At 72.7% G+C, this 18,278-nt stretch carries 18 protein-coding genes; 12 read left to right on the forward strand and 6 right to left on the reverse strand.

The genetic code is table 11. The annotated features are described in order from the left end of the window. Positions 1-15: 15 nt before the first annotated feature. A complete protein-coding gene (locus ACY34K_RS13320; RefSeq protein ID WP_462746488.1) occupies positions 16-453 on the forward strand; it encodes an ASCH domain-containing protein in 438 nt (145 codons plus the stop codon). Beyond that, positions 450-845, forward strand: coding sequence for a nuclear transport factor 2 family protein (locus ACY34K_RS13325; RefSeq protein ID WP_462746489.1), 396 nt, complete (start codon positions 450-452; stop codon positions 843-845). Before ACY34K_RS13320 ends, ACY34K_RS13325 begins: the two co-directional genes overlap by 4 nt. Before the next feature lie 133 nt (positions 846-978). Here ACY34K_RS13325 and ACY34K_RS13330 read toward each other — a convergent pair whose 3' ends face one another. Next, on the reverse strand, positions 979-2,634 hold the full coding sequence (locus tag ACY34K_RS13330) for an FAD-binding dehydrogenase (protein ID WP_462746490.1): 1,656 nt from the start codon (positions 2,632-2,634) through the stop codon (positions 979-981). 87 nt (positions 2,635-2,721) lie between these two features. Between ACY34K_RS13330 and ACY34K_RS13335 the strand changes: the two genes are divergently transcribed. The 3 genes from ACY34K_RS13335 to ACY34K_RS13345 are packed head-to-tail and all read left to right on the forward strand — an operon-like array spanning position 2,722 to position 3,993. Beyond that, positions 2,722-3,273 (forward strand): NUDIX domain-containing protein, encoded by a 552-nt coding sequence (locus ACY34K_RS13335; protein ID WP_462746491.1) that lies wholly within the window; start codon positions 2,722-2,724, stop codon positions 3,271-3,273. A 4-nt stretch (positions 3,274-3,277) separates the two neighbouring features. Further along, positions 3,278-3,670 carry a YidH family protein gene (locus ACY34K_RS13340; RefSeq protein ID WP_462746492.1) on the forward strand — a complete coding sequence of 131 codons (393 nt, stop codon included), beginning with the start codon at positions 3,278-3,280 and terminating at the stop codon, positions 3,668-3,670. A 2-nt stretch (positions 3,671-3,672) separates the two neighbouring features. Then, positions 3,673-3,993 (forward strand): DUF202 domain-containing protein, encoded by a 321-nt coding sequence (locus tag ACY34K_RS13345; RefSeq protein ID WP_462746493.1) that lies wholly within the window; start codon positions 3,673-3,675, stop codon positions 3,991-3,993. Positions 3,994-4,357: 364 nt separating this feature from the next. Here ACY34K_RS13345 and ACY34K_RS13350 read toward each other — a convergent pair whose 3' ends face one another. Continuing rightward, on the reverse strand, positions 4,358-5,293 hold the full coding sequence (locus ACY34K_RS13350; protein ID WP_462746494.1) for an NADP-dependent oxidoreductase: 936 nt from the start codon (positions 5,291-5,293) through the stop codon (positions 4,358-4,360). A 109-nt stretch (positions 5,294-5,402) separates the two neighbouring features. Between ACY34K_RS13350 and ACY34K_RS13355 the strand changes: the two genes are divergently transcribed. Continuing rightward, positions 5,403-5,699: a hypothetical protein gene (locus ACY34K_RS13355; RefSeq protein WP_462746495.1), complete on the forward strand. Its 297-nt coding sequence runs from the start codon at positions 5,403-5,405 to the stop codon at positions 5,697-5,699. Positions 5,700-5,801: 102 nt separating this feature from the next. Next, positions 5,802-6,716, forward strand: a complete 915-nt coding sequence (locus tag ACY34K_RS13360; protein ID WP_462746496.1) for an MBL fold metallo-hydrolase — start codon at positions 5,802-5,804, stop codon at positions 6,714-6,716. A gap of 194 nt (positions 6,717-6,910) precedes the next feature. Here ACY34K_RS13360 and ACY34K_RS13365 read toward each other — a convergent pair whose 3' ends face one another. Beyond that, entirely contained in the window at positions 6,911-8,197 is a 1,287-nt protein-coding gene (locus ACY34K_RS13365) for an enolase C-terminal domain-like protein (RefSeq protein ID WP_462746497.1), read from the reverse strand. A 133-nt stretch (positions 8,198-8,330) separates the two neighbouring features. On the opposite strand from ACY34K_RS13365, the gene ACY34K_RS13370 reads away from it, so the two are divergent. Together ACY34K_RS13370 and ACY34K_RS13375 are read left to right on the forward strand one after the other, a co-directional pair. Continuing rightward, on the forward strand, positions 8,331-9,350 hold the full coding sequence (locus ACY34K_RS13370) for a phosphotransferase family protein (RefSeq protein ID WP_462746498.1): 1,020 nt from the start codon (positions 8,331-8,333) through the stop codon (positions 9,348-9,350). Between the two features lie 7 nt (positions 9,351-9,357). Beyond that, positions 9,358-10,581, forward strand: coding sequence for an acyl-CoA dehydrogenase family protein (locus tag ACY34K_RS13375; protein ID WP_462746499.1), 1,224 nt, complete (start codon positions 9,358-9,360; stop codon positions 10,579-10,581). A 142-nt stretch (positions 10,582-10,723) separates the two neighbouring features. Here the strand turns inward: ACY34K_RS13375 and ACY34K_RS13380 are convergent, their stop codons facing one another. The 3 genes from ACY34K_RS13380 to ACY34K_RS13390 all read right to left on the reverse strand — a co-directional run bounded on the left by ACY34K_RS13380 (position 10,724) and on the right by ACY34K_RS13390 (position 13,837). Further along, positions 10,724-11,317, reverse strand: coding sequence for a TetR/AcrR family transcriptional regulator (locus tag ACY34K_RS13380; protein ID WP_462746500.1), 594 nt, complete (start codon positions 11,315-11,317; stop codon positions 10,724-10,726). A gap of 94 nt (positions 11,318-11,411) precedes the next feature. Beyond that, complete coding sequence (locus ACY34K_RS13385; RefSeq protein ID WP_462746501.1) at positions 11,412-13,076, reverse strand: AMP-binding protein; 1,665 nt, start codon at positions 13,074-13,076, stop codon at positions 11,412-11,414. Continuing rightward, positions 13,073-13,837, reverse strand: coding sequence for an SDR family oxidoreductase (locus ACY34K_RS13390; RefSeq protein WP_462746502.1), 765 nt, complete (start codon positions 13,835-13,837; stop codon positions 13,073-13,075). Before ACY34K_RS13390 ends, ACY34K_RS13385 begins: the two co-directional genes overlap by 4 nt. Before the next feature lie 175 nt (positions 13,838-14,012). Here ACY34K_RS13390 and ACY34K_RS13395 point away from each other — a divergent pair, with 175 nt between their 5' ends. The 3 genes from ACY34K_RS13395 to ACY34K_RS13405 all read left to right on the forward strand — a co-directional run bounded on the left by ACY34K_RS13395 (position 14,013) and on the right by ACY34K_RS13405 (position 18,142). Continuing rightward, a complete protein-coding gene (locus ACY34K_RS13395) occupies positions 14,013-15,275 on the forward strand; it encodes an exo-beta-N-acetylmuramidase NamZ family protein (protein ID WP_462746503.1) in 1,263 nt (420 codons plus the stop codon). 181 nt (positions 15,276-15,456) lie between these two features. Further along, positions 15,457-16,791 (forward strand): erythromycin esterase family protein, encoded by a 1,335-nt coding sequence (locus ACY34K_RS13400; protein ID WP_462746504.1) that lies wholly within the window; start codon positions 15,457-15,459, stop codon positions 16,789-16,791. A gap of 85 nt (positions 16,792-16,876) precedes the next feature. Next, positions 16,877-18,142 carry a serine-threonine protein kinase gene (locus ACY34K_RS13405; RefSeq protein WP_462746505.1) on the forward strand — a complete coding sequence of 422 codons (1,266 nt, stop codon included), beginning with the start codon at positions 16,877-16,879 and terminating at the stop codon, positions 18,140-18,142. Positions 18,143-18,278 lie beyond the last annotated feature (136 nt).

The raw sequence follows: 18,278 nt of genomic DNA on the forward strand, positions 1-18,278 counted from the left end.
GCCAGACTGGCGCCCATGTCCCGCGAACTGCCCGTCTCCGAACCCCTGAAGCCCTATCTGCTGGCCTTCCCCGGCCCTCTGCGCGACCAGTTGGTCGCCGCCGTCCTGTCGGGCGAGAAGGTCTCGACGACCGGACTGCTCGTGGAGTACGAGGCCGAGGACGAGCCCCTTCCGCCGGTGGGGGAACGCTCGGCGCTCATCGACTCCGACGGCCGGGAGGTCGCCGTGGTGGAGGTGACGGAGGTGCGGGTCCTGCCCCTCCGGGAGGTGGATCTCCAGCACGCCCTGGACGAGGGCGAGGGGTACACCTCGGTCGCCGAATGGCGCGCGGGCCACGAGCGGTTCTGGCACAGTGCCGAGATGCGCGAGGCGCTGGGCGACCCCGGCTTCACCGTCGACGACACCACGATGGTGGTCGCCGAGCGCTTCCGTGTGGTGGAGCGGCTGCGATGAACCCCGCCGAAGAGGCCGTCGCCGGCGAACTCCGGCTCGCCGACCCGGAAGTGCGCACCTCCCGGGCCCAGGCGTCCCGGCTGCTGCACCCGGACTTCACCGAGGTCGGCGCGTCCGGCCGGCGGTGGACCCGCGAGGAGATGCTGGCCGCGCTGCCGGAGATGGCGGGCGGTGCGGTGGACGGCCCGCGCTATCGGCTCTCCGGCATGACCGCCGTGCAACTCGCCCCGGATCTCGTTCACTTGACGTACGAGACGGTCTTCGACGGAAGCCGTGCGCGCCGCAGTTCGCTGTGGCGGCGGATCGAGGACGACGAGGCGGGGGACGGCGGCGCCGAGTGGCGCCTGTACTACCACCAGGCGACACCCGTGCCGGAGGGCTCCGGCGGCTGAGGCCGCCGGTCGCGTCCGGCCGTCGCGCCGGACCATCGCTTCCGCCCGCGAGTGGTGCCTCCGCCCGCGGGGTGCCTCCGCCCGCGGGGTGCTTCCGCTCGCGGGGGGGTGCTTCCGCTCCGCGGGCGGGGTGTCAGCCGGTCGCCCGCGCCGCCGCCCGCCCCGCGGCACGGCCCGAGAAGAGGCAGCCGCCGAGGAAGGTGCCTTCCAGGGAGCGGTAGCCGTGGACCCCGCCGCCGCCGAAGCCCGCCGTCTCGCCGGCGGCGTAGACGCCCGGCAGGGGTTCGCCGCCCTCGGTGAGCACCCGGGAGGACAGGTCCGTCTCCAGACCGCCGAGGGACTTGCGGGTGAGGATGTTCAGCCGGACCGCGATCAGCGGGCCGGCCTTGGGGTCGAGGATGCGGTGGGGGGCGGCCGTGCGGATCAGCCGGTCGCCGAGGTACTTGCGGGCCCCGCGCATGGCGGTGACCTGAAGGTCCTTGGTGAACGGATTGGCGATTTCCCGGTCTCGGGCGACGATTTCGCGGCGCAGTGCGGCCTCGTCGATCAGCGGCTCCTCGGTGAGCGCGTTCATGCCGCGCACCAGGGAGGTGAGGTCCTTCTCGACCACGAAGTCGACGCCGTGGTCCATGAACGCCCTGACGGGCGCGGGGACGTCGGCCCGGGCGCGGCCGATGACGCCGCGGACGGACTTGCCGGTCAGGTCCGGGTTCTGCTCGGAGCCCGAGAGGGCGAACTCCTTGCCGATGATCCGCTGGTCGAGGACGAACCACGTGTGGTCGTAGCCGGTCCGCATGATGTGTTCGAGGGTGCCGAGCGTGTCGAAGCCGGGGAAGAGCGGTACGGGCAGCCGCCGGCCGCGGGCGTCCAGCCACAGGGAGGAGGGACCGGGCAGGATGCGGATTCCGTGCCGGGCCCAGATGGGGTTCCAGTTCTCGATGCCCTCGGTGTAGTGCCACATCCGGTCGCGGTTGATGTGGCGGGCGCCGGCCCGCTCGGCGATGCCGAGCATCAGGCCGTCGACATGGGCGGGCACACCGGAGAGCATCCGCTCGGGCGGTGTCCCGAGCCGCTCGGGCCACTGGGCGCGAACGAGGTCGTGGTTGCCGCCGATGCCTCCGGAGGTGACGATCACCGCCTGGGCCCGGTACTCGAAGGTGCCCGTGACCACCCTGCTGCTGGCCGTGCCCCGTTCGGCCGACGACGGCTCCAGCACCTCCCCGCCCACGGTGTCCACGACACCGCCGGTACGGCCGAGTGCGGTGACCCGGTGGCGGAACGCCAGGCGGACGAGGCCCTTGGCCACGCCCGCGCGGACCCGCTGTTCGAAGGGGGCGACAAGGCCCGGCCCGGTGCCCCAGGTGATGTGGAAGCGCGGGACCGAGTTCCCGTGTCCGGTGGCGTCGTAGCCCCCGCGCTCCGCCCAGCCGACCACGGGGAAGAACCGCACGCCCATCCGGTGGAGCCAGGCCCGCTTCTCGCCGGCCGCGAAGTCCACGTACGCCTCCGCCCACTTGCGCGGCCAGTGGTCCTCGGGCCGGTCGAAGCCGGCCGTGCCGAGCCAGTCCTGAAGCGCCAGGTCGTGGCTGTCCCGCACGCGCATGCGCCGCTGCTCGGGCGAGTCGACGAAGAACAGCCCGCCGAAGGACCAGTGCGCCTGACCGCCGATCGACTGTTCCGGCTCCTGGTCGAGCAGGATGACGCGGCGTCCGGCGTCGACGAGCTCCGCGGTGGCGACCAGGCCGGCGAGGCCCGCCCCGATCACGATCACATCAGCGTCGTACGCCATGGGGTTTCCGTCCTTGTCGGCAGGGTGCTCCGATCTTCTGTACGCGGCGGTAACACGTCAACAGGTGGGCGGTGATTTCATGGCGGCATGAACCCTGCCGAAGAGATCCTGGACATCGTCGACGAGAACGACGAGGTGGTGGGGCAGGCTCCACGCCACGAGGTGTACCGGCGGGGCATGCGCCACCGGTGTGTGTTCGTCCTTGTGCGGGACGCCGAGGACCGGATCTTCGTGCACCGCCGGACGCCGACGAAGCTGGTCTACCCGTCGCGGTACGACATGTTCGTCGGCGGGGTCGTCGGGGCGGGCGAGAGCTATGACGAGGCGGCGCTCCGGGAGGCCGAGGAAGAACTCGGCGTCAGCGGCCTGCCGCGGCCGGTGCCGCTGTTCACGTTCCTGTACGAGTCCGAGGACGGCGAGCAGTCGTGGTGGTCGGCCGTCTACGAGGTGCGGTGCACGCTCCCGGTCTCCCCGCAGGTCGAGGAGGTCGCCTGGCACGCGTTCCTCACGGAGGAGGAACTGCGGGCGCGCCTCGGCGAGTGGGAGTGGGTGCCGGACGGCGCGGCGGGCTGGGACCGGCTGCGCGCGCACCGGCGCGGACAGCGCACCGGCGGGCCCGGCGCTCGGTGGTTAGGGTGATCACGTGAGCGATTTCGGGCGCAGTCTGCGGTTGTGGTTCTCCCCGCAGACGATCAGGGAAGAGGGCGACACGCCGGACTACCGGTTCTCCCTCGCCAATGAGCGCACGTTCCTGGCCTGGGTACGCACCGGTCTCGCCCTGGTGGGCGGTGGATTCGCCGTGGACCAGTTCCTGCCCGATCTCCGCTGGGGCGTACGGGCCGGGATGGCGCTCGCCCTGCTCGCCGCGGGCGCCCTGTGCGCGCTGCGGGCCGTGAACCACTGGGTGCGCTGCGAGCGCGCCATGCGGCGGGGCGAGGACCTCCCGGTGACCCGCTTCCCCACGGTGCTGAGCCTGGCGGTGGGAGTGGTCGCCGTGGCGATGATCGTCGTGGTGCTGTTCGGCTGGACGGGCTGACCGTGGCGGCGGGCGCGTCAGAGGTCAGGGATCCCGGCCTGCAGCCGGAGCGGACGCGGCTGGCCTGGCGGCGTACGACGCTGTCGTGCTCGGTCGCCGCGGTCCTGGCGGCCAGGCAGGCCCTCCATGACGAGGTGACCGCCGCGGGGCTGGTGGGGGCGGCGCTGTCGCTGCTGGTGTGGCTGGGTTTCCTGGGCGTGGCGCACCGGCGCATCCGGGCGCTGGGCGCGGCCCGTCCCGGGGCCCTCACACCGCGCGCCGCCGCCGCGACGGTGGCCTGCACGATCGCACTGGCCGCGTTCGCCGTGGCCGTGGTGGTGTGAGTGACGGGCGGTGCCCGGCACGCCGGTCCCGTGCTTCCACCGGTCGGTACCGGCCGGGGACCGGCGGTCGTTCCGGCCGTCACCGCGGGCGCGAGGCCGGGCACCGGCGGACGCGAGGCCGGACACCGATAGTCCGGCCCTGCGGGCACCGGCGGTTGTTCCAGCCGTCACCGCGGGCGCGAGGCCGGTCACCGGCGGCCCGCTCCAGCCAGTCACCGGCGGGCGGCGCCGGGCACCGGCGAACGCGAGGCCGGTCACCGATAGGCCGCTCCGGCCGGGCACCGATCGTCCGCCGATCACCGGCGGGCGCGGCGCCGGGCACCCGCGGGCGCGAGGCCGGTCACCGATAGGCCGCTCCGGCCCGTCAGTCCGCCCAGTCGACGGTGACGACGACCTTTCCGTGCAGGCCGCCCTCCATGTTCGCCCGCTGGGCGTCCGCGGCCTGCTCCAGCGGGTAGGTCCGGGCGACCCGCACGGTGAGCACGCCCTGCTCGCCCAGTTCGGCGAGGGCCGCCAAGTCGGCGGGATCGGGCCGCACCCAGTAGTAGCGGCCGCCGAGGCCGATGACCTCGCCGTCCGTGACCGAGGCGAGGCGGCCCTCGGGGGCCAGCAGGTTGGCCGACTCCTTGAGCACCTGGCCGCCGACGGTGTCGAGGACGGCGTCCACGCCCTGGGGGGCCACGGCCCTGACCCGCTCCGTGAACCCCTCGCCGTAGGCCACCGCCTCGGCGCCGAGCTCACGGATGCGGTCCTGACCGGCTTCTCGGGCTGCGCCGACGACGCGGGCACCGATGTGGCGGGCGATCTGGACGGCCATGGCGCCGACGCCGCCCGAGGCCGCGTGGATCAGGACGGTGTCGCCCGCGTGGACCCGCAGGGCCTTGTACAGCACCTGGTAGGCGGTCAGGCCGGCCAGGGGCAGGGCGGCCGACTCCTCGAACGTCATGTTGCGCGGCTTGCGGGCGAGGGTGCGTACGGGCGCGGCCACGTACTCGGCGAACGTGCCGTGGCACAGCACGTCCTCCCGGACGTATCCCATGACCTCGTCGCCGACGGTGAACTCGTCGACCGACACGCCGGGCTGGACCACCACGCCGGAGACGTCCCAGCCGGGGATCACCGGGAAGACGGTGTCGATGATCGTGTCGAGGTACCCGGCCTGCCCTTTCCAGTCGACCGGGTTCACGGCCGCGGCGCGCACCTTGACGAGCACCTTGTCGGGTCCCACCTTCGGGTCGGGGAACTCGCCGAATTCCAGCACCTCGGGCCCGCCGTAGTGGTGGTAGCAGATCGCCTTCATGAGGCGACCCTCGGGCGGGTCCGGTCGCCACGCAACCGGGAAACCGATCATTCGGGGCAAAAGGGACTAGCCTGGAGGGGTCACTGCACCTCCGCAGAGGGGCTCTGCCATGTCCGTTCTCCACCAGGAACACCCCGCGCACCAGCACGCCCACGGGCCGGGCTGCGGACACGCGTCCGTCGTCCACAACGACCACCTCGACTACGCGCACGACGGCCATCTGCACCGCGAACACTCCGGCCACTGGGACGAGTGCGAGCCGGGCGAGCACATCGCGCACAGCGGCCACGCCCATGAGCACCGCGAGGGCTGCGGGCACCCCGCCGTCGCGCACGGCGACCACGTCGACTACCTGCACGACGGGCACCGGCACGCGGCCCACGGCGAGCACTGGGACGACCACTGACCGAGCGGCGCGACCCGCGACCGGCACCCCCGCCTTCTCCCCCGCGGGTGGCAACTGGCAGGCTCTGCCCCGTCAGTCGAGCCACTACGCGGGGGAACGCCGTTGACCGTCACGGATCCGTACACCGTCGAACTCGCACCGGGAGTGCACGCCTACGTCCAGCCGGACGGCGGCTGGTGCCTGAACAACGCCGGTTTCATCAGCGACGGCGAGACCACGCTGCTCGTCGACACGGCGGCCACCGAGCGCCGGGCGCTCGCCCTGCGGGACGCGCTGCTGGCCCAGGGGGCACCACTCCCCCGCATCGTCGTCAACACCCACCACCACGGCGACCACACCTACGGCAACGCGGTCTTCACGCCCGGCGGCGCCGAGGTCGTCGGGCACGAGGCGTGCCGCCGGGAGGTGCTGGCGGCCGGCCGGCAGCTGCACCTCATCTGGCCGCAGACCGACTTCGGCGACATCCGGATCGCCCCGCCCACGCTCACCTACGGCGACCGGCTCACCCTGCACATGGGCGGCACCGAGATCCGGCTGATCCATCCCGGCCCCGCCCACACGGTCGGTGACACCATCGTCCACCTGCCCGAGCAGGGGATCGTCTTCACCGGCGACCTGATATTCCACGGTGGGACGCCGTTCCTGGCGACGGGCTCGCTGCGGGGGTCGCTGCGCTCGATCGAGCTGCTGCGCTCGCTCGGCGCGCGGACGGTGGTGCCCGGCCACGGGCCGCTCGCCGACCCGTCGGCGTACGACACGACCGAACGCTATCTGCGGTTCGTCGCCGCGATCGCCGAGGAGGGCCACGCCGAGGGCCTCACGCCGCTGGAGGTGGCCCGCCGGGCGGACCTCGGCGAGTTCGCCGAGCTGCATGAGAGCGAGCGGCTGGTGGCCAATGTGCACCGGGCGTACGCGGAGCTGAACGGTGAGCCCGAGGGCTCGCCGCTCGATGTCGCCGCCGTCTTCGGGGACATGGCGGCCATGAACGGCGGCGTGCCCGTCGCCTGCCACGCCTGAGGCGGTCGGCACCGGCCGGTGCGGTGCCCCCCCACCGCGGCCGGTCCGCGGCCGGTCCGCGGCCGGTCCGCGGGTGGTCCGCGGCCGGTCCGCGGCCGGTCCGCCTCGGCGGTCGGGCGGGACGCCCCGGCCTGCGTTCGGGCGGGCGGTCGGGAGTCCGCCGAGCGGTGCCGAGCGGTGCGACGGACCGGCGGTCACCAGCGGGGGACGGCGGGCGCGACCCATCGGGGGTCCGCCCGCCGCATGGCCGCCGCGTCGTCGCGCTCGCGCATCGTGCCGTCGTCTTCGAGCCAGCGCCGGTGGAGCGGGGCCAGCCGCTCGTGGTCGAGTTCCACACCGAGGCCGGGCGCGTCGGAGACGGTGAGCCGGCCCCCGCGGAAGACGTGCCGGCGGGTGACGACGTCCTCGGTCTGCCACGGGTAGTGGCTGTCGCAGGCGTGGTGGAGGTGGGGGACGGTCGCGGCGACGTGGGTCATGGCGGCGAGGCTGATGCCCAGATGGGTGTTGGAGTGCATGGACAGGCCCACGCCGAACGTGCGGCAGATCGCGGCCAGTTCCCGTGTGCGGTGCAGCCCGCCCCAGTAGTGGTGGTCGCAGAGCACGATCCGGACCGCGTCGCGGGCGAACGCGCCGGCGATCTCCTCGAACGTCGTCACGCACATGTTGGTGGCGAGGGGGACGGCCGTACGGGACGCGATCCCGGCCATCCGGTCGATGCCGCTCGCCGGGTCCTCCAGGTACTCGAGGAGGGGGCCGATCTCTCCGGCGACGTACAGCGCGGTCTCCACCGACCAGGCACCGTTGGGGTCCAGACGCAGCGGCCGGCCGGGGAACTCCTCGGCGAGGGCGCGGATCGCGGCGATCTCCCGGTCCGGCTCGAAGACACCCCCCTTGAGCTTGAAGGATCCGAAGCCGTGGTCGGCGGCGAAGCGGCGGGCCTGGGCGACGATGCCGGCCGGGTCGAGGGCCGCCCCCCAGTCGTCCTTCTCCCCGCCTGCGGGGTGCTCGGCCCAGCGGTAGAAGAGGTAGGCGCTGTATTCGACCGTGTCGCGGACCTTGCCGCCCAGCAGTGCGTGGACGGGCAGTCCCAGAGTCTTCCCCAGGGCGTCGAGGCAGGCGACCTCGAAGCCGGCGACGACGGAGTGGCGCAGCTTGGCGGCGGTCCGTACGCCACGCAGTCCCGCCGCGTCCCCGCCCTCCCGGCCGGGCGGGTCGCCGCAGACACGTTCGGCGAGACCGAAGAGGCCGTTCACGTCCGTGACCGCACGGCCGGGGAGAGCCTCGGCGAGCAGCCGGGCTGGCCCGAGGTGCTCACCGTCCCCGTAGGTCTCTCCCACTCCCGTCACCCCTCCGCGGGTGACGAGCTCCACGACGAGGCGCGGGGTGTACGGCTGATGGACTCCCCGGGTATTGAGAAGCGGCGGGTCCGAGATGAGGATCGGGGTGAGCCGGACTTCGTCGACCAGCAGCGAGGGATCCATATGTGAACCCTATTCACGAACACGACCGGAGAGCCAGGGGAGCGACAGCGGTTTCCGGCCGGCCACTGGACGACATACCGACTGGTCGGCATCATGCTGCGTACAACCTGCCCGCCTCCGAAAGGTGCGAACGATGAGCTCAGCCCCGCCCGGTCTCGATCCCGAGCGGCTGCGCGGACATCTGGACCGCGAGCGCCCCGGCCTGGTGAGCGGTCCGCTCAGCGCCCGGATCGTCGAGGGAGGCCGCTCGAACCTGACGTACATCGTCACCGACGGAACGGGCCGGTGGGTGGTACGCCGCCCGCCGCTCGGCCACGTCCTGGCCACCGCGCACGACATGAAGCGCGAGCACCGGGTGATCAGCGCCCTGCACCCGACGCCGGTGCCGGTCCCGCGGCCGGTGCTGCTGTGCGAGGACGACTCCGTGCTCGGAGCGCCGTTCTACGTCATGGAGTTCGTGCCCGGCACGCCGTACCGCACCGCCGAACAGCTCGCCCCGCTCGGCCCGGAGCGCACCCGCGCCGCCGTCCTCGGCCTGGTCGACACGCTCGTGGAGCTGCACGCCGTGGACCCGGAGGCGGTCGGGCTCGGTGACTTCGGGCGTCCCGAGGGCTTCCTGGACCGGCAGCTACGCCGCTGGGGCAAGCAGCTGGACGCCTCCCGCAACCGTGAGCTGGCCGGGATCGACGAACTCCACGCGGCCCTCGGCCGGGAGCTGCCGTCCTCCCCCGCCGCCACGGTCGTCCACGGCGACTTCCGCCTGGACAACGTCCTGCTGGACGGGGAGGACCGGGTGTCTGCCGTCCTCGACTGGGAGATGTCCACGCTCGGCGACCCGCTGACCGACCTCGGGCTGCTGGTGATGTACAGCGCCGACCTGGACCTGCCGCACTCCCCCGTCTCGACGACGGCCGGCGCGGAGGGCCACCCCGCGCCGGCCGAACTGATCGAGCGGTACGCGACCCGCTCCGGCCGGGACACCTCCGCCATCTCCTGGTACACGGCGTTCGCCTGGTTCAAGCTCGCCGTGATCCTCGAGGGCATCCACTACCGCTACACCCTCGGGCAGACGGTCGGTGCCGGGTTCGACCGGATCGGCGACCTCGTCCCCGTCTTCATCGAGCACGGCCTCACCACCCTTCAGGAAGGCTGAACCACTCATGGACTTCGCATTCGACTCACGCACCGAGGAACTGCGAGGCCGGCTGCTGGCCTTCATGGAGAGCCACGTGTACCCGGCGGAGGCGGTCGCGCACGAGCAGCGGGCGAAGCTCGCCTCGCCCTGGGACACCCCGGCGGTCGTGGAGGAGCTCAAGGCCGAGGCGCGCCGGCAGGGCCTGTGGAACCTCTTCCTGCCCGACGAGGAGTACGGGGCCGGTCTGACGAACCTGCAGTACGCGCCGCTCGCCGAGATCACCGGCCGCTCCCCCGAGCTGGCCCCGACCGCGCTGAACTGCGCGGCACCGGACACCGGGAACATGGAGGTGCTCGCACAGTTCGGCGACGAGCGGCAGAAGAAGCAGTGGCTGGAGCCGCTGCTCGCCGGCGAGATCCGCTCGGCCTTCGCGATGACCGAGCCCGAGGTCGCCTCGTCCGACGCGACGAACATCGAGACGCGGATCGACCGGGCCTCCGACGGGTCGACCGACTACATCGTCAACGGCCGCAAGTGGTACATCTCCGGGGCGATGAACCCGGACTGCAAGATCTTCATCGTGATGGGCAAGACCGATCCGGAGGGCGCGGACATCCGCCGCCAGCAGTCGATGATCCTGGTGCCCCGGGACACCCCCGGGGTGGACGTCCGGCGCGCGATGCAGGTGTACGGCTACGAGGACCACTCCCACGGCGGTCACGCCGAGGTGGTCTTCGAGGACGTGCGGGTCCCGGCGGCGAACCTGATCGGCGAGGAGGGCGGCGGCTTCGCCATCGCCCAGGCACGCCTCGGACCGGGCCGCATCCATCACTGCATGCGGCTGATCGGCATGGCCGAGCGTGCGATCGAGCTGATGTGCCGGCGGGCGGTGTCCCGTACCGCCTTCGGCAAGCCGCTCGCCCAGCAGGGCGTCGTGCACAACTGGATCGCGGACGCGCGAGTGACCGTCGAACAGCTCCGGCTGCTGGTGCTGAAGACGGCCTGGCTGATGGACACCGTCGGCAACCGCGGCGCGCACACCGAGATCCAGGCCATCAAGATCGCCACCCCGCGGGCGGTGGTGGACATCATCGACAAGGCGGTCCAGGTCCACGGGGCGGGCGGCGTCAGCCAGGACTTCCCGCTCGCCGGACTGTGGGCGGCGGCGCGGACGCTGAAGCTGGCGGACGGCCCCGACGAGGTGCACCAGCGGTCGCTGGCGCGGCGCGAACTGAAGCGTTACCTCTGACCGCGGCGGCCGGGCCGCGCGGCCCGGGGTCGCGGCGGGCAACGGGACCCGGCCGCGAGGCCGGGCTGGGGCGTGTTTCGAAAGTGGCGTCGTCCGCCCGGAGGGCGGGGCCCCCGGCCAGACGGGACTTTCGGAACACGCCTCAGGGCCGCAGGGCCCTCAGCAGGAGGTCGGCCAGGTGGTCGGCGACCTGCTGGGGGCTGAGCGGTCCGTCCGGGCGGTACCAGGTCGACAGGTGGTGGACCGAGCCGAAGTGGTAGTCCACGACCAGATCGGCCGGGGTCGCCGCGGAGAACACCCCGCTCTCCTGGCCCTCCTCGATCAGGGCCCGGAACCGCTCGTGGTAGTGCCGTCGCTCGGCCCGCACCTGCTTGTTCTTCTCCGGGCTCAGATGGTGCATGGACCGGAAGAAGATCGACGCGTCGTCGAGGTTGTCGATGGTGGTGACGACGACGTCGGCGGCGGCGTCCCGCAGCCGCTCATCGACCGGGGCGTCCGCGTTGGCGAAGGCGTCCAGCCGCTCCTGCTGGAGCCGCAGCACGCGCGAGTACACCTCCTGGAGGAGGTCCTCCTTGGAGCCGAAGTAGTGGTAGAGGGCACCCTTGGTGACCCCGGCCGCCTCGACGATCTCCTGGACGGAAGTGCGGTCGTAGCCCTGTTCGGCGAAGAGCCGGGTGGCGGCGGCCAGCAGCCTCTGTGGGACGGGGGTGCCGTTCCCGTCCGTCGTCCTGGCCATGTGCCGCCGCCTTTCTCGTGTGCTGTACATGTGCGGTACGAATGCTGTCCTCGTGCCCGGCACGGTGCCGGGGCGCGGTTTCCTGGCTGGTTCCCTACGCGGGGGAACGCAGCTCCCGCCTCAGGATCTTCCCACTCGTGGTCTTGGGGAGCTCCGGCAGGATCTCGACCTCGCGGGGATATTTGTACGCCGCGAGGCGCTCCTCGCAGTAGGTGGAGAGCACGGCGGGTTCGACCTGGGTACCCGGACGGAGGCTGACGTACGCCTTGACCGTCTCCCCACGGTAGGTGTCGGGGACACCGACGACGGCCGCCTCGCGGACGGCCGGATGGGTGTGGAGCACGTCCTCGACCTCGCGCGGCCAGACCTTGAACCCGGACGCGTTGATCATGTCCTTCTTGCGGTCGACGACGTAGAGCCAGCCGTCGGCGTCCATGAAGCCGATGTCCCCGGTGCGCAGTTCGCCGTCCGGGAACGTCTCGGCGGTGGCCTCGGGGAGCCGCCAGTAGCCGGGAACGACCTGAGGGCCCCGTACGGCGATCTCACCGTGCTCGCCGAACGGCACCTCCCGGCCCGTGTCGTCCAGGATCCGCACGACGGTCTCGGGGCCCGGCACGCCCACGGAGAGGGCGCCGGAGACCGGGTCGACCGGGGCCTCCTTCCCGGGCGGCACGGAGGCGCACGGCGCGGTGCACTCGGTGAGGCCGTAGCCGTTGCGGATGTACGGGCCGAAATCCGCCCGGAACTTCTCCACCAGGGCCGGGGGCACGGGGGCACCGCCCGAGGAGATCACCTGGAAGGAGGAGAAGTGGCCGGGCGTGGCGGCCGGGTGGGCGGCCAGCGCCATGAAGGCGGTGGACGGGCCGACGGTGTAGGCGGGGCGGTGCTCGGCGAAGGCGTCGAGGACGACGCCCGCCTCGAAGCGGTACGCGAGGACGAGGGTGCCGGCGTTGGCGACGCATGCGGCCAGTTCGCAGACCATGCCGGTGATGTGGAAGAGCGGCGCCAGGGCGAAGTAGGCGGCACCTTCGGCGACGGGGTGGCCGGTGCGCTGCCGTTCCGCGTTGTACGTGATGCCACCGTGCAGGTTCAGGGCGCCCTTGGGGGTGCCGCTGGTGCCGGAGGTGTAGCTGATCAGCGCGACGTCGGTGGCGGTGAGGTCCCGGCCGTACTGGGGCGCGGGGTGACCGGCCCGGGCGACGGCGACCAGGTCGTCGGTGTCCGCCGGTTTCGGCATCCGCGCGAAGCCGAGGACGCGCGGGTCGTCACGGGTCTGCAGGCCCTTCTCGCAGGCGGTCAGCGCCACGCGTACGCCCGCGGCCGTGGCCGTCTGGCGCAGATACGCCTCCCAGGCGCGGTCCGCGCAGATCAGCGCGGTCGCCCCGGAGTCGGTGAGGACGTGGGCGACCTCGGCCGACTTGTACATCGGGTTGAGCGGGACGACGGTCGCGCCCGCCTTCCAGGCGCCGAGCAGGGCGAGGACGAAGTGCGGGGTGTTCTGGAGCATGAGGGCGACGCGGTCGCCGCGCCCGACGCCCCGGGCGGCGAGGTACCCGGCGACGGAGTCGGACAGCGTGTCGGTCTCGCGGTAGCTCAGGCGCCCGTCGAAGTAGGCGAGGGCGGTGTGCTCGGGTGCGCGGGCGACGGCCGCGCGGAAGGAGTGCACCACGGTGGCCGGCGGCCGCAGCGGCGCCCGCTGGGCATCGCTGAGCTGCGCCAGCCAGGGCTTGGCCGCGTAGATCGAGGTCGTCGGGGTCACTTCCAGGTGCCCTCCCACTTCTGCTGGATGTGGCTCATATTGTTCAGCCAGCGCTCGGGCTCGGTGGCGCGGACCCGGTAGAAGTCGGCGACCTCGGGATGGGGCAGGATCAGGAACCGGTCGGCCTCCATGCCGTCGAAGAGGGCGTCCGCGACGTCCTCGGGCTCGATGGCGGTGGGCGCGAGGACGAGTTCGCCCGCCGAGCCGGCGGCGGTGAGCATGTCCGTGCGGACTCCCTGCGGGCATATGGCGTGGACCTTGAGGCCACGGTGGCGGTAGGTGAGCGACAGCCACTCGGCGAACGCGTAGGCACCGTGCTTGGACACGCTGTAGGGCGCGGCGCCGACCATGGTGAGCAGGCCGGCGGCGGAGACGGTGGAGACGAAACGGCCACTGCCGCGTTCCAGCCAGTCGGGCAGCAGGGCGCGGGCGGCGCGGACATGGGCCATGACGTTGACGTCCCAGGCGGCGGCCCACACGTCCTCGTCGGCGAAGGCGTCGCCCGGGGAGGCCAGTCCGGCGTTGGCGCAGTAGATGTCGACGCTGCCGCCGAGGGCCTCGCGGGCCTCCGCCACGATCGCCGAGGCGTCGCCGGGCACGGCGGTGGCGCCGATCTCGTCCGCGACGGCCTTGGTGCGGCCGGGGTCGAGGTCGTTGACGACGACCCGGGCGCCCTCGGCGGCGAATCTGCGGGCGAGTGCGGCGCCGATGCCACCGCCCGCCCCCGTGACAACCACGCCCGCGCCCTGGACCGTACTCATCGGGATCCGCCTCTCGTCGTGACTGGGCCGCACAATGGCCAGCCGCAGACTAACCGGTCGGTATGTCGTGGGGGAAGGCCACGGTGCTTGCCTCGTTCCCCGAGGCCGCCCGGCGCGCTAGCGTGCGAGGCCGGTACGTGCACGGTTCGGTCGAAACGGTCACGGAGGTGTGCGGATGAGCGTGTCCAGACGGGGTCTGCTGGCCGCGGGCGGTGCCGTGGGAGCGGGAGTGGCCGCCGGCGCGGGGGTGGTCGCGGGTTCCGCTCCGGCCGGCGCGCACGGCGGGAGCCGACGGGTGCGTACCGGCTTCGACCGGCTGGCGGCCGGCGGGTACGAGGCACTCGCGGGGCAGCGGGTCGGGGTGGTCACCAACCCCACCGGTATCACCGCCGGCGCCAGGCACATCGTGGACGTGATGCACGCCGACGACGGGGTGGACCTGGTGGCGGTGTTCGGCCCCGAGCACGGCTTCCGCGGTACGGCGCAGGCGGGCGGCTCGGAGGGCCGGTACGACGACCCGGCCACCGGTCTGCCGGTGTACGACACGTACCTCAAGAGCGGGCAGGCACTGGCCGACATCTTCACGGCGTCCGGGGCGCAGACGGTCGTCTTCGACATCCAGGACGTCGGCGCCCGCTTCTACACCTACATCTGGACGCTGTACGACTGCATGGTGGCGGCCCGGCTGGCGGGGAAACGGTTCATGGTGCTGGACCGGCCGAACCCGGTCACCGGGCGTGCGGCTTCCGGGCCGGTCCTCGACCGGGCGTTCGCGACGTTCGTCGGGCGGGAGCCGATCGCCCAGGCGCACGGCATGACGGTGACCGAGCTGGCCCGGCTGTTCAACGAGGAGTTCCTGACGGCGCCGGTGGAGCTCGCGACGGTACGGATGTCGGGGTGGCGGCGGCATGACTTCTTCGACGCCACGGGCCTGCCGTGGGTGCCGCCGAGCCCCAACATGCCGACGCCCGACACGGCCCTGGTGTACGCGGGCACGTGTCTGTTCGAGGGAACGAACCTGTCCGAGGGGCGCGGCACCACCAGGCCGTTCGAGCTGCTGGGCGCGGAGGGCGTCGACCGGCGGTGGGCCGAGGCGGCGAACGCGTTGGAGCTGCCGGGCGTCCGGTTCCGGGAGGCGTACTTCGCGCCCACGTTCTCCAAGTTCCAGGGGAAGACGGTCGGCGGGGTCCAGCTGCTGGTGTACGACCGCGAGGCGTACGACCCGGTTCGCACCGGCATCGGGCTGCTGGTCACGGCGAAACGGAGCTGGAGCGGCTTCGCCTGGCGGGCGGACCGCTGGATCGACAAGCTGACCGGGTCGGCGAAGGTGCGGACGCTGATCGACGCGGGTGCCGGACCGGACGAGGTCGTGGGCGCCTGGCAGACGGAACTCGGGGAGTTCCGCGCGATGCGGCGGGCGTACCTGGCGTACCACTGAGCCGCGCCGGGACACTCGGGCCCGGACCGTTGGAGTGCCCGGGCCCGGACCAGTGGGACGCCCGGGTTCGGCCCAGCGGGAGACTGGGGTTCACGCCACCGGGTCACTGGGGTCAGCACCACCAGAAGCCCTGCGGCGGGCAGGCTGGTCCCGCCGCACCCGGCTCCGGAACCCTTGATCCATGGACGTTCAGACCCGGCATCGCGTGCCGTTCCTGGTTCTGCTGTTCTCCCTCTGTCTCCTGCTGGTGCCGGGGGCTCCGGCCGTCGCCGCGCCCGCCCGGACCGGTGACCCCGCCGGTGACCCGGTCCCGGCGCTGGCCCGGGCCGCCCGGCCCCTGGCCGACCTGGGTCCGCTGGTCCGCATGACCGGCGGGGCGAAGGTCGTGGGCATCGGCGAAGCCACCCACAGCTCCCACGAGTTCTTCGCCGAGCGGGCCCGGATATTCCGTCATCTCGTGGAGACGCGGGGCTTCACCACCTTCGCCCTGGAGGCTCCCTGGAGCACCGGTCTGCGGCTCAACGACTACGTGCTGCACGGGAAGGGCGACCCCCGGCGCATCATGCGGGAGGAGTTCCAGCACGCGTACCGCTTCTGGAACACCCGCGAGTACCTCGACCTGCTGCGGTGGATGCGGCAGCACAACGTGCGTCATCCGGACCACCCCGTGCAGTTCATGGGCAACGACGTGGCGTACGCCGGCCCGGAGCTCTTCGACCGGGTCACCGCGTACACCGCCCGCCACCATCCCCGGATCGCGCCGAGGATCCAGGAGCTGTACGCGGCGTCCCGGCCGACCGGGACCGTCGACGCGTGGATGAGCGCCTACCCGGCCAAACCCCTGGAGGCGCGCCGCCGGATGGGCGCCGAGGTGAGCGAGGCGCTCCGGCTGCTGCGGCGGCAGCGCCCCGGGCCAGACCCCCGGGCGCACGCCTGGGTCCTCCAGCACGCCCGGAACATCGCCCAGGTCGGCACGGAGTACGCGCAGGAGCTGACGGACGAGGGTACGGCCGCCGCGATGCTCTTCCGCGACCGGAGCATGGCGGAGAACACCGTGTGGTGGCAGCGCCACACCGGCCACCGGATGGTCCTCGCCGCGCACAACGGGCACATCGGCTACGAGACGACCGCCCCGGCTCATTACCCCAGGATTCAGGGGGCCTTCATGCGGGACCTGCTCGGCGCCGGCTATGTGAACGTAGGAGTGAGCTTCGGCCGGGGTTCGTTCAACGCGCACGATCCCGGCGACCCGCGGCGGCCCATACGCACGGTCACCCTCGGGCCGCGCCCCGAAGGCACCCAGGAGTACACGCTCGACCGGGTCGCGCCGGGCGACTACTACCTGGACCTGCGCAGGACTCCGGAAGCCGCCCGGCGGTGGCTGAGCGGGGCGAGGCCGACCCTCTCGATCGGCACGGACTGGCCCCATGAGCTCAACGACACGCCCCAGCGGCTGGCCACGTCGTACGACGTGCTGATCCACCTGCGGCGTGTCGGCGCGGCCCAACTGCTCTGATACGCCCCCTTCGTGGGTCTGTCCGTCTTTCCGCTCCGGCGGGATGCTGTGGGAGCAGCGATCCTCGGGAGCGGAGGGACGGGGCATGACCGCGATGAGTGTGAGGCCGTACCAGCAGATCACCTTCGACAAGGAAGGGGATGTGAACACCGCCGAGCGCGACGCGCTGGCGCGTCTGGACGTCACGGACCTGGTGATGTTCGCCCACGGGTGGAACAGCTCCCCCTCGACGTCGACCCGGATGTACGCGCGCTTCTTCGAGCCGTTTCCCGGACTGCTGAGAGGCAGGCCGGGGGTGCGGGTGGGGTACGCGGGTGTCGTCTGGCCGTCGATGAGATTCGCGGACGAGCCGGTCCCGGACTTCGAGCGGGTGGCCGTGACCGGTGCGGAACCGGCGCCCGGGCTGGACGAGGAGACGCTGCGGGGGCTCGTGACGGTGTTCCCGGGCCGGGAGGCGGAGGTGGCCCGGCTGGCCGAGCTGCTGGCGGAGCAGCCGGAGGAGCGGTCCGCGTTCGAGGAGTTCGGGACGCTGGTGCTGCGGCTGGTGGACGAGGGGCCGGCGGCGTTCGCGGCGGATCTGGACGGGGACGAGCGGCCGGGCTTTCTGGACGCGGATCCGGTCGCGGTCTGTACCGAGTTCACCGGGGCGCTGGAGGCGGCCGGGTTCTCGCTCTCCGTGGGCAAGGGGGTGAAGCGTCTGTGGAAGGGTGCCAAGGAGGTGCTGCGGCAGGCCACGTACTGGGCGATGAAGCGCCGTTCGGGGGCCGTGGGCGAGCGGGGACTCGGCCCGCTCCTGGGGCAACTGGCGCGGTCGTCCCCCGCGGTCCGGGTGCATCTGGTGGGGCACAGTCAGGGGGCGCGGCTGATGTCGTTCGCGCTGCGCGGGCTGCCCGCGGGTGTGCGGAACGTGAAGTCGGCGACGCTGCTGCAGGGGGCGTTCTCGCACTACGCGTTCGCGTCGCGGCTGCCGCATCCGCTGCGGGGCGGCGGGGCGCTGGCCGGGGTGCACCGGCGGGTCGACGGGCCGGTCGTGGCGTGCTACTCGCGTCATGACACGGCGCTCTCGGTCATCTATCCGCTGGCGTCCCGTGTCGCCGGCGACGACCGGAGCGCGGTGGGAGCGGACCGGCGGTGGTGTGCCATGGGCTTCGACGGCATCCAGGCCGTGGACGGCACTCCCGGCCTCACCCTGGACGCGGCGCTGGCCGGGGGCGTGCCGGGCTCCGGGTGCGTGAACGTCGACACGGCGCCGGTGGTCCGGCGCGGCGGGCCGCCGGCCGGGGCGCACAGCGACATCTGTCATCCCGAGCTGGCCAGGGTGGTGATCGCCGCCGGCCGGATCGGGGTGTGAGGGCTCGGCCGTATGTACGGCGAAGGCGGCGATTCTGAGACTGCGCGGTATGGCCGCGCGGCGTTCCACGCCGGGACCGGAACGACGGACATCGCTGGTGGTGAGCGCCGTCGGTGAGGTGAGCAACCGTCACTTA

The organism is Streptomyces sp. STAM6 (assembly GCF_054963715.1).

What these genes read in the sequence shown, in the direction of transcription:
- ACY34K_RS13320 (WP_462746488.1), top strand. Translation starts at nt 16, where the DNA reads ATGTCCCGCGAACTGCCCGTCTCCGAACCCCTGAAGCCCTATCTGCTG.
- ACY34K_RS13325 (WP_462746489.1), top strand. Translation starts at nt 450, where the DNA reads ATGAACCCCGCCGAAGAGGCCGTCGCCGGCGAACTCCGGCTCGCCGAC.
- ACY34K_RS13330 (WP_462746490.1), bottom strand. Translation starts at nt 2,634, where the DNA reads ATGGCGTACGACGCTGATGTGATCGTGATCGGGGCGGGCCTCGCCGGC.
- ACY34K_RS13335 (WP_462746491.1), top strand. Translation starts at nt 2,722, where the DNA reads ATGAACCCTGCCGAAGAGATCCTGGACATCGTCGACGAGAACGACGAG.
- ACY34K_RS13350 (WP_462746494.1), bottom strand. Translation starts at nt 5,293, where the DNA reads ATGAAGGCGATCTGCTACCACCACTACGGCGGGCCCGAGGTGCTGGAA.
- ACY34K_RS13355 (WP_462746495.1), top strand. Translation starts at nt 5,403, where the DNA reads ATGTCCGTTCTCCACCAGGAACACCCCGCGCACCAGCACGCCCACGGG.
- ACY34K_RS13365 (WP_462746497.1), bottom strand. Translation starts at nt 8,197, where the DNA reads ATGGATCCCTCGCTGCTGGTCGACGAAGTCCGGCTCACCCCGATCCTC.
- ACY34K_RS13370 (WP_462746498.1), top strand. Translation starts at nt 8,331, where the DNA reads ATGAGCTCAGCCCCGCCCGGTCTCGATCCCGAGCGGCTGCGCGGACAT.
- ACY34K_RS13375 (WP_462746499.1), top strand. Translation starts at nt 9,358, where the DNA reads ATGGACTTCGCATTCGACTCACGCACCGAGGAACTGCGAGGCCGGCTG.
- ACY34K_RS13380 (WP_462746500.1), bottom strand. Translation starts at nt 11,317, where the DNA reads ATGGCCAGGACGACGGACGGGAACGGCACCCCCGTCCCACAGAGGCTG.
- ACY34K_RS13390 (WP_462746502.1), bottom strand. Translation starts at nt 13,837, where the DNA reads ATGAGTACGGTCCAGGGCGCGGGCGTGGTTGTCACGGGGGCGGGCGGT.
- ACY34K_RS13395 (WP_462746503.1), top strand. Translation starts at nt 14,013, where the DNA reads ATGAGCGTGTCCAGACGGGGTCTGCTGGCCGCGGGCGGTGCCGTGGGA.
- ACY34K_RS13400 (WP_462746504.1), top strand. Translation starts at nt 15,457, where the DNA reads ATGGACGTTCAGACCCGGCATCGCGTGCCGTTCCTGGTTCTGCTGTTC.
- ACY34K_RS13405 (WP_462746505.1), top strand. Translation starts at nt 16,877, where the DNA reads ATGACCGCGATGAGTGTGAGGCCGTACCAGCAGATCACCTTCGACAAG.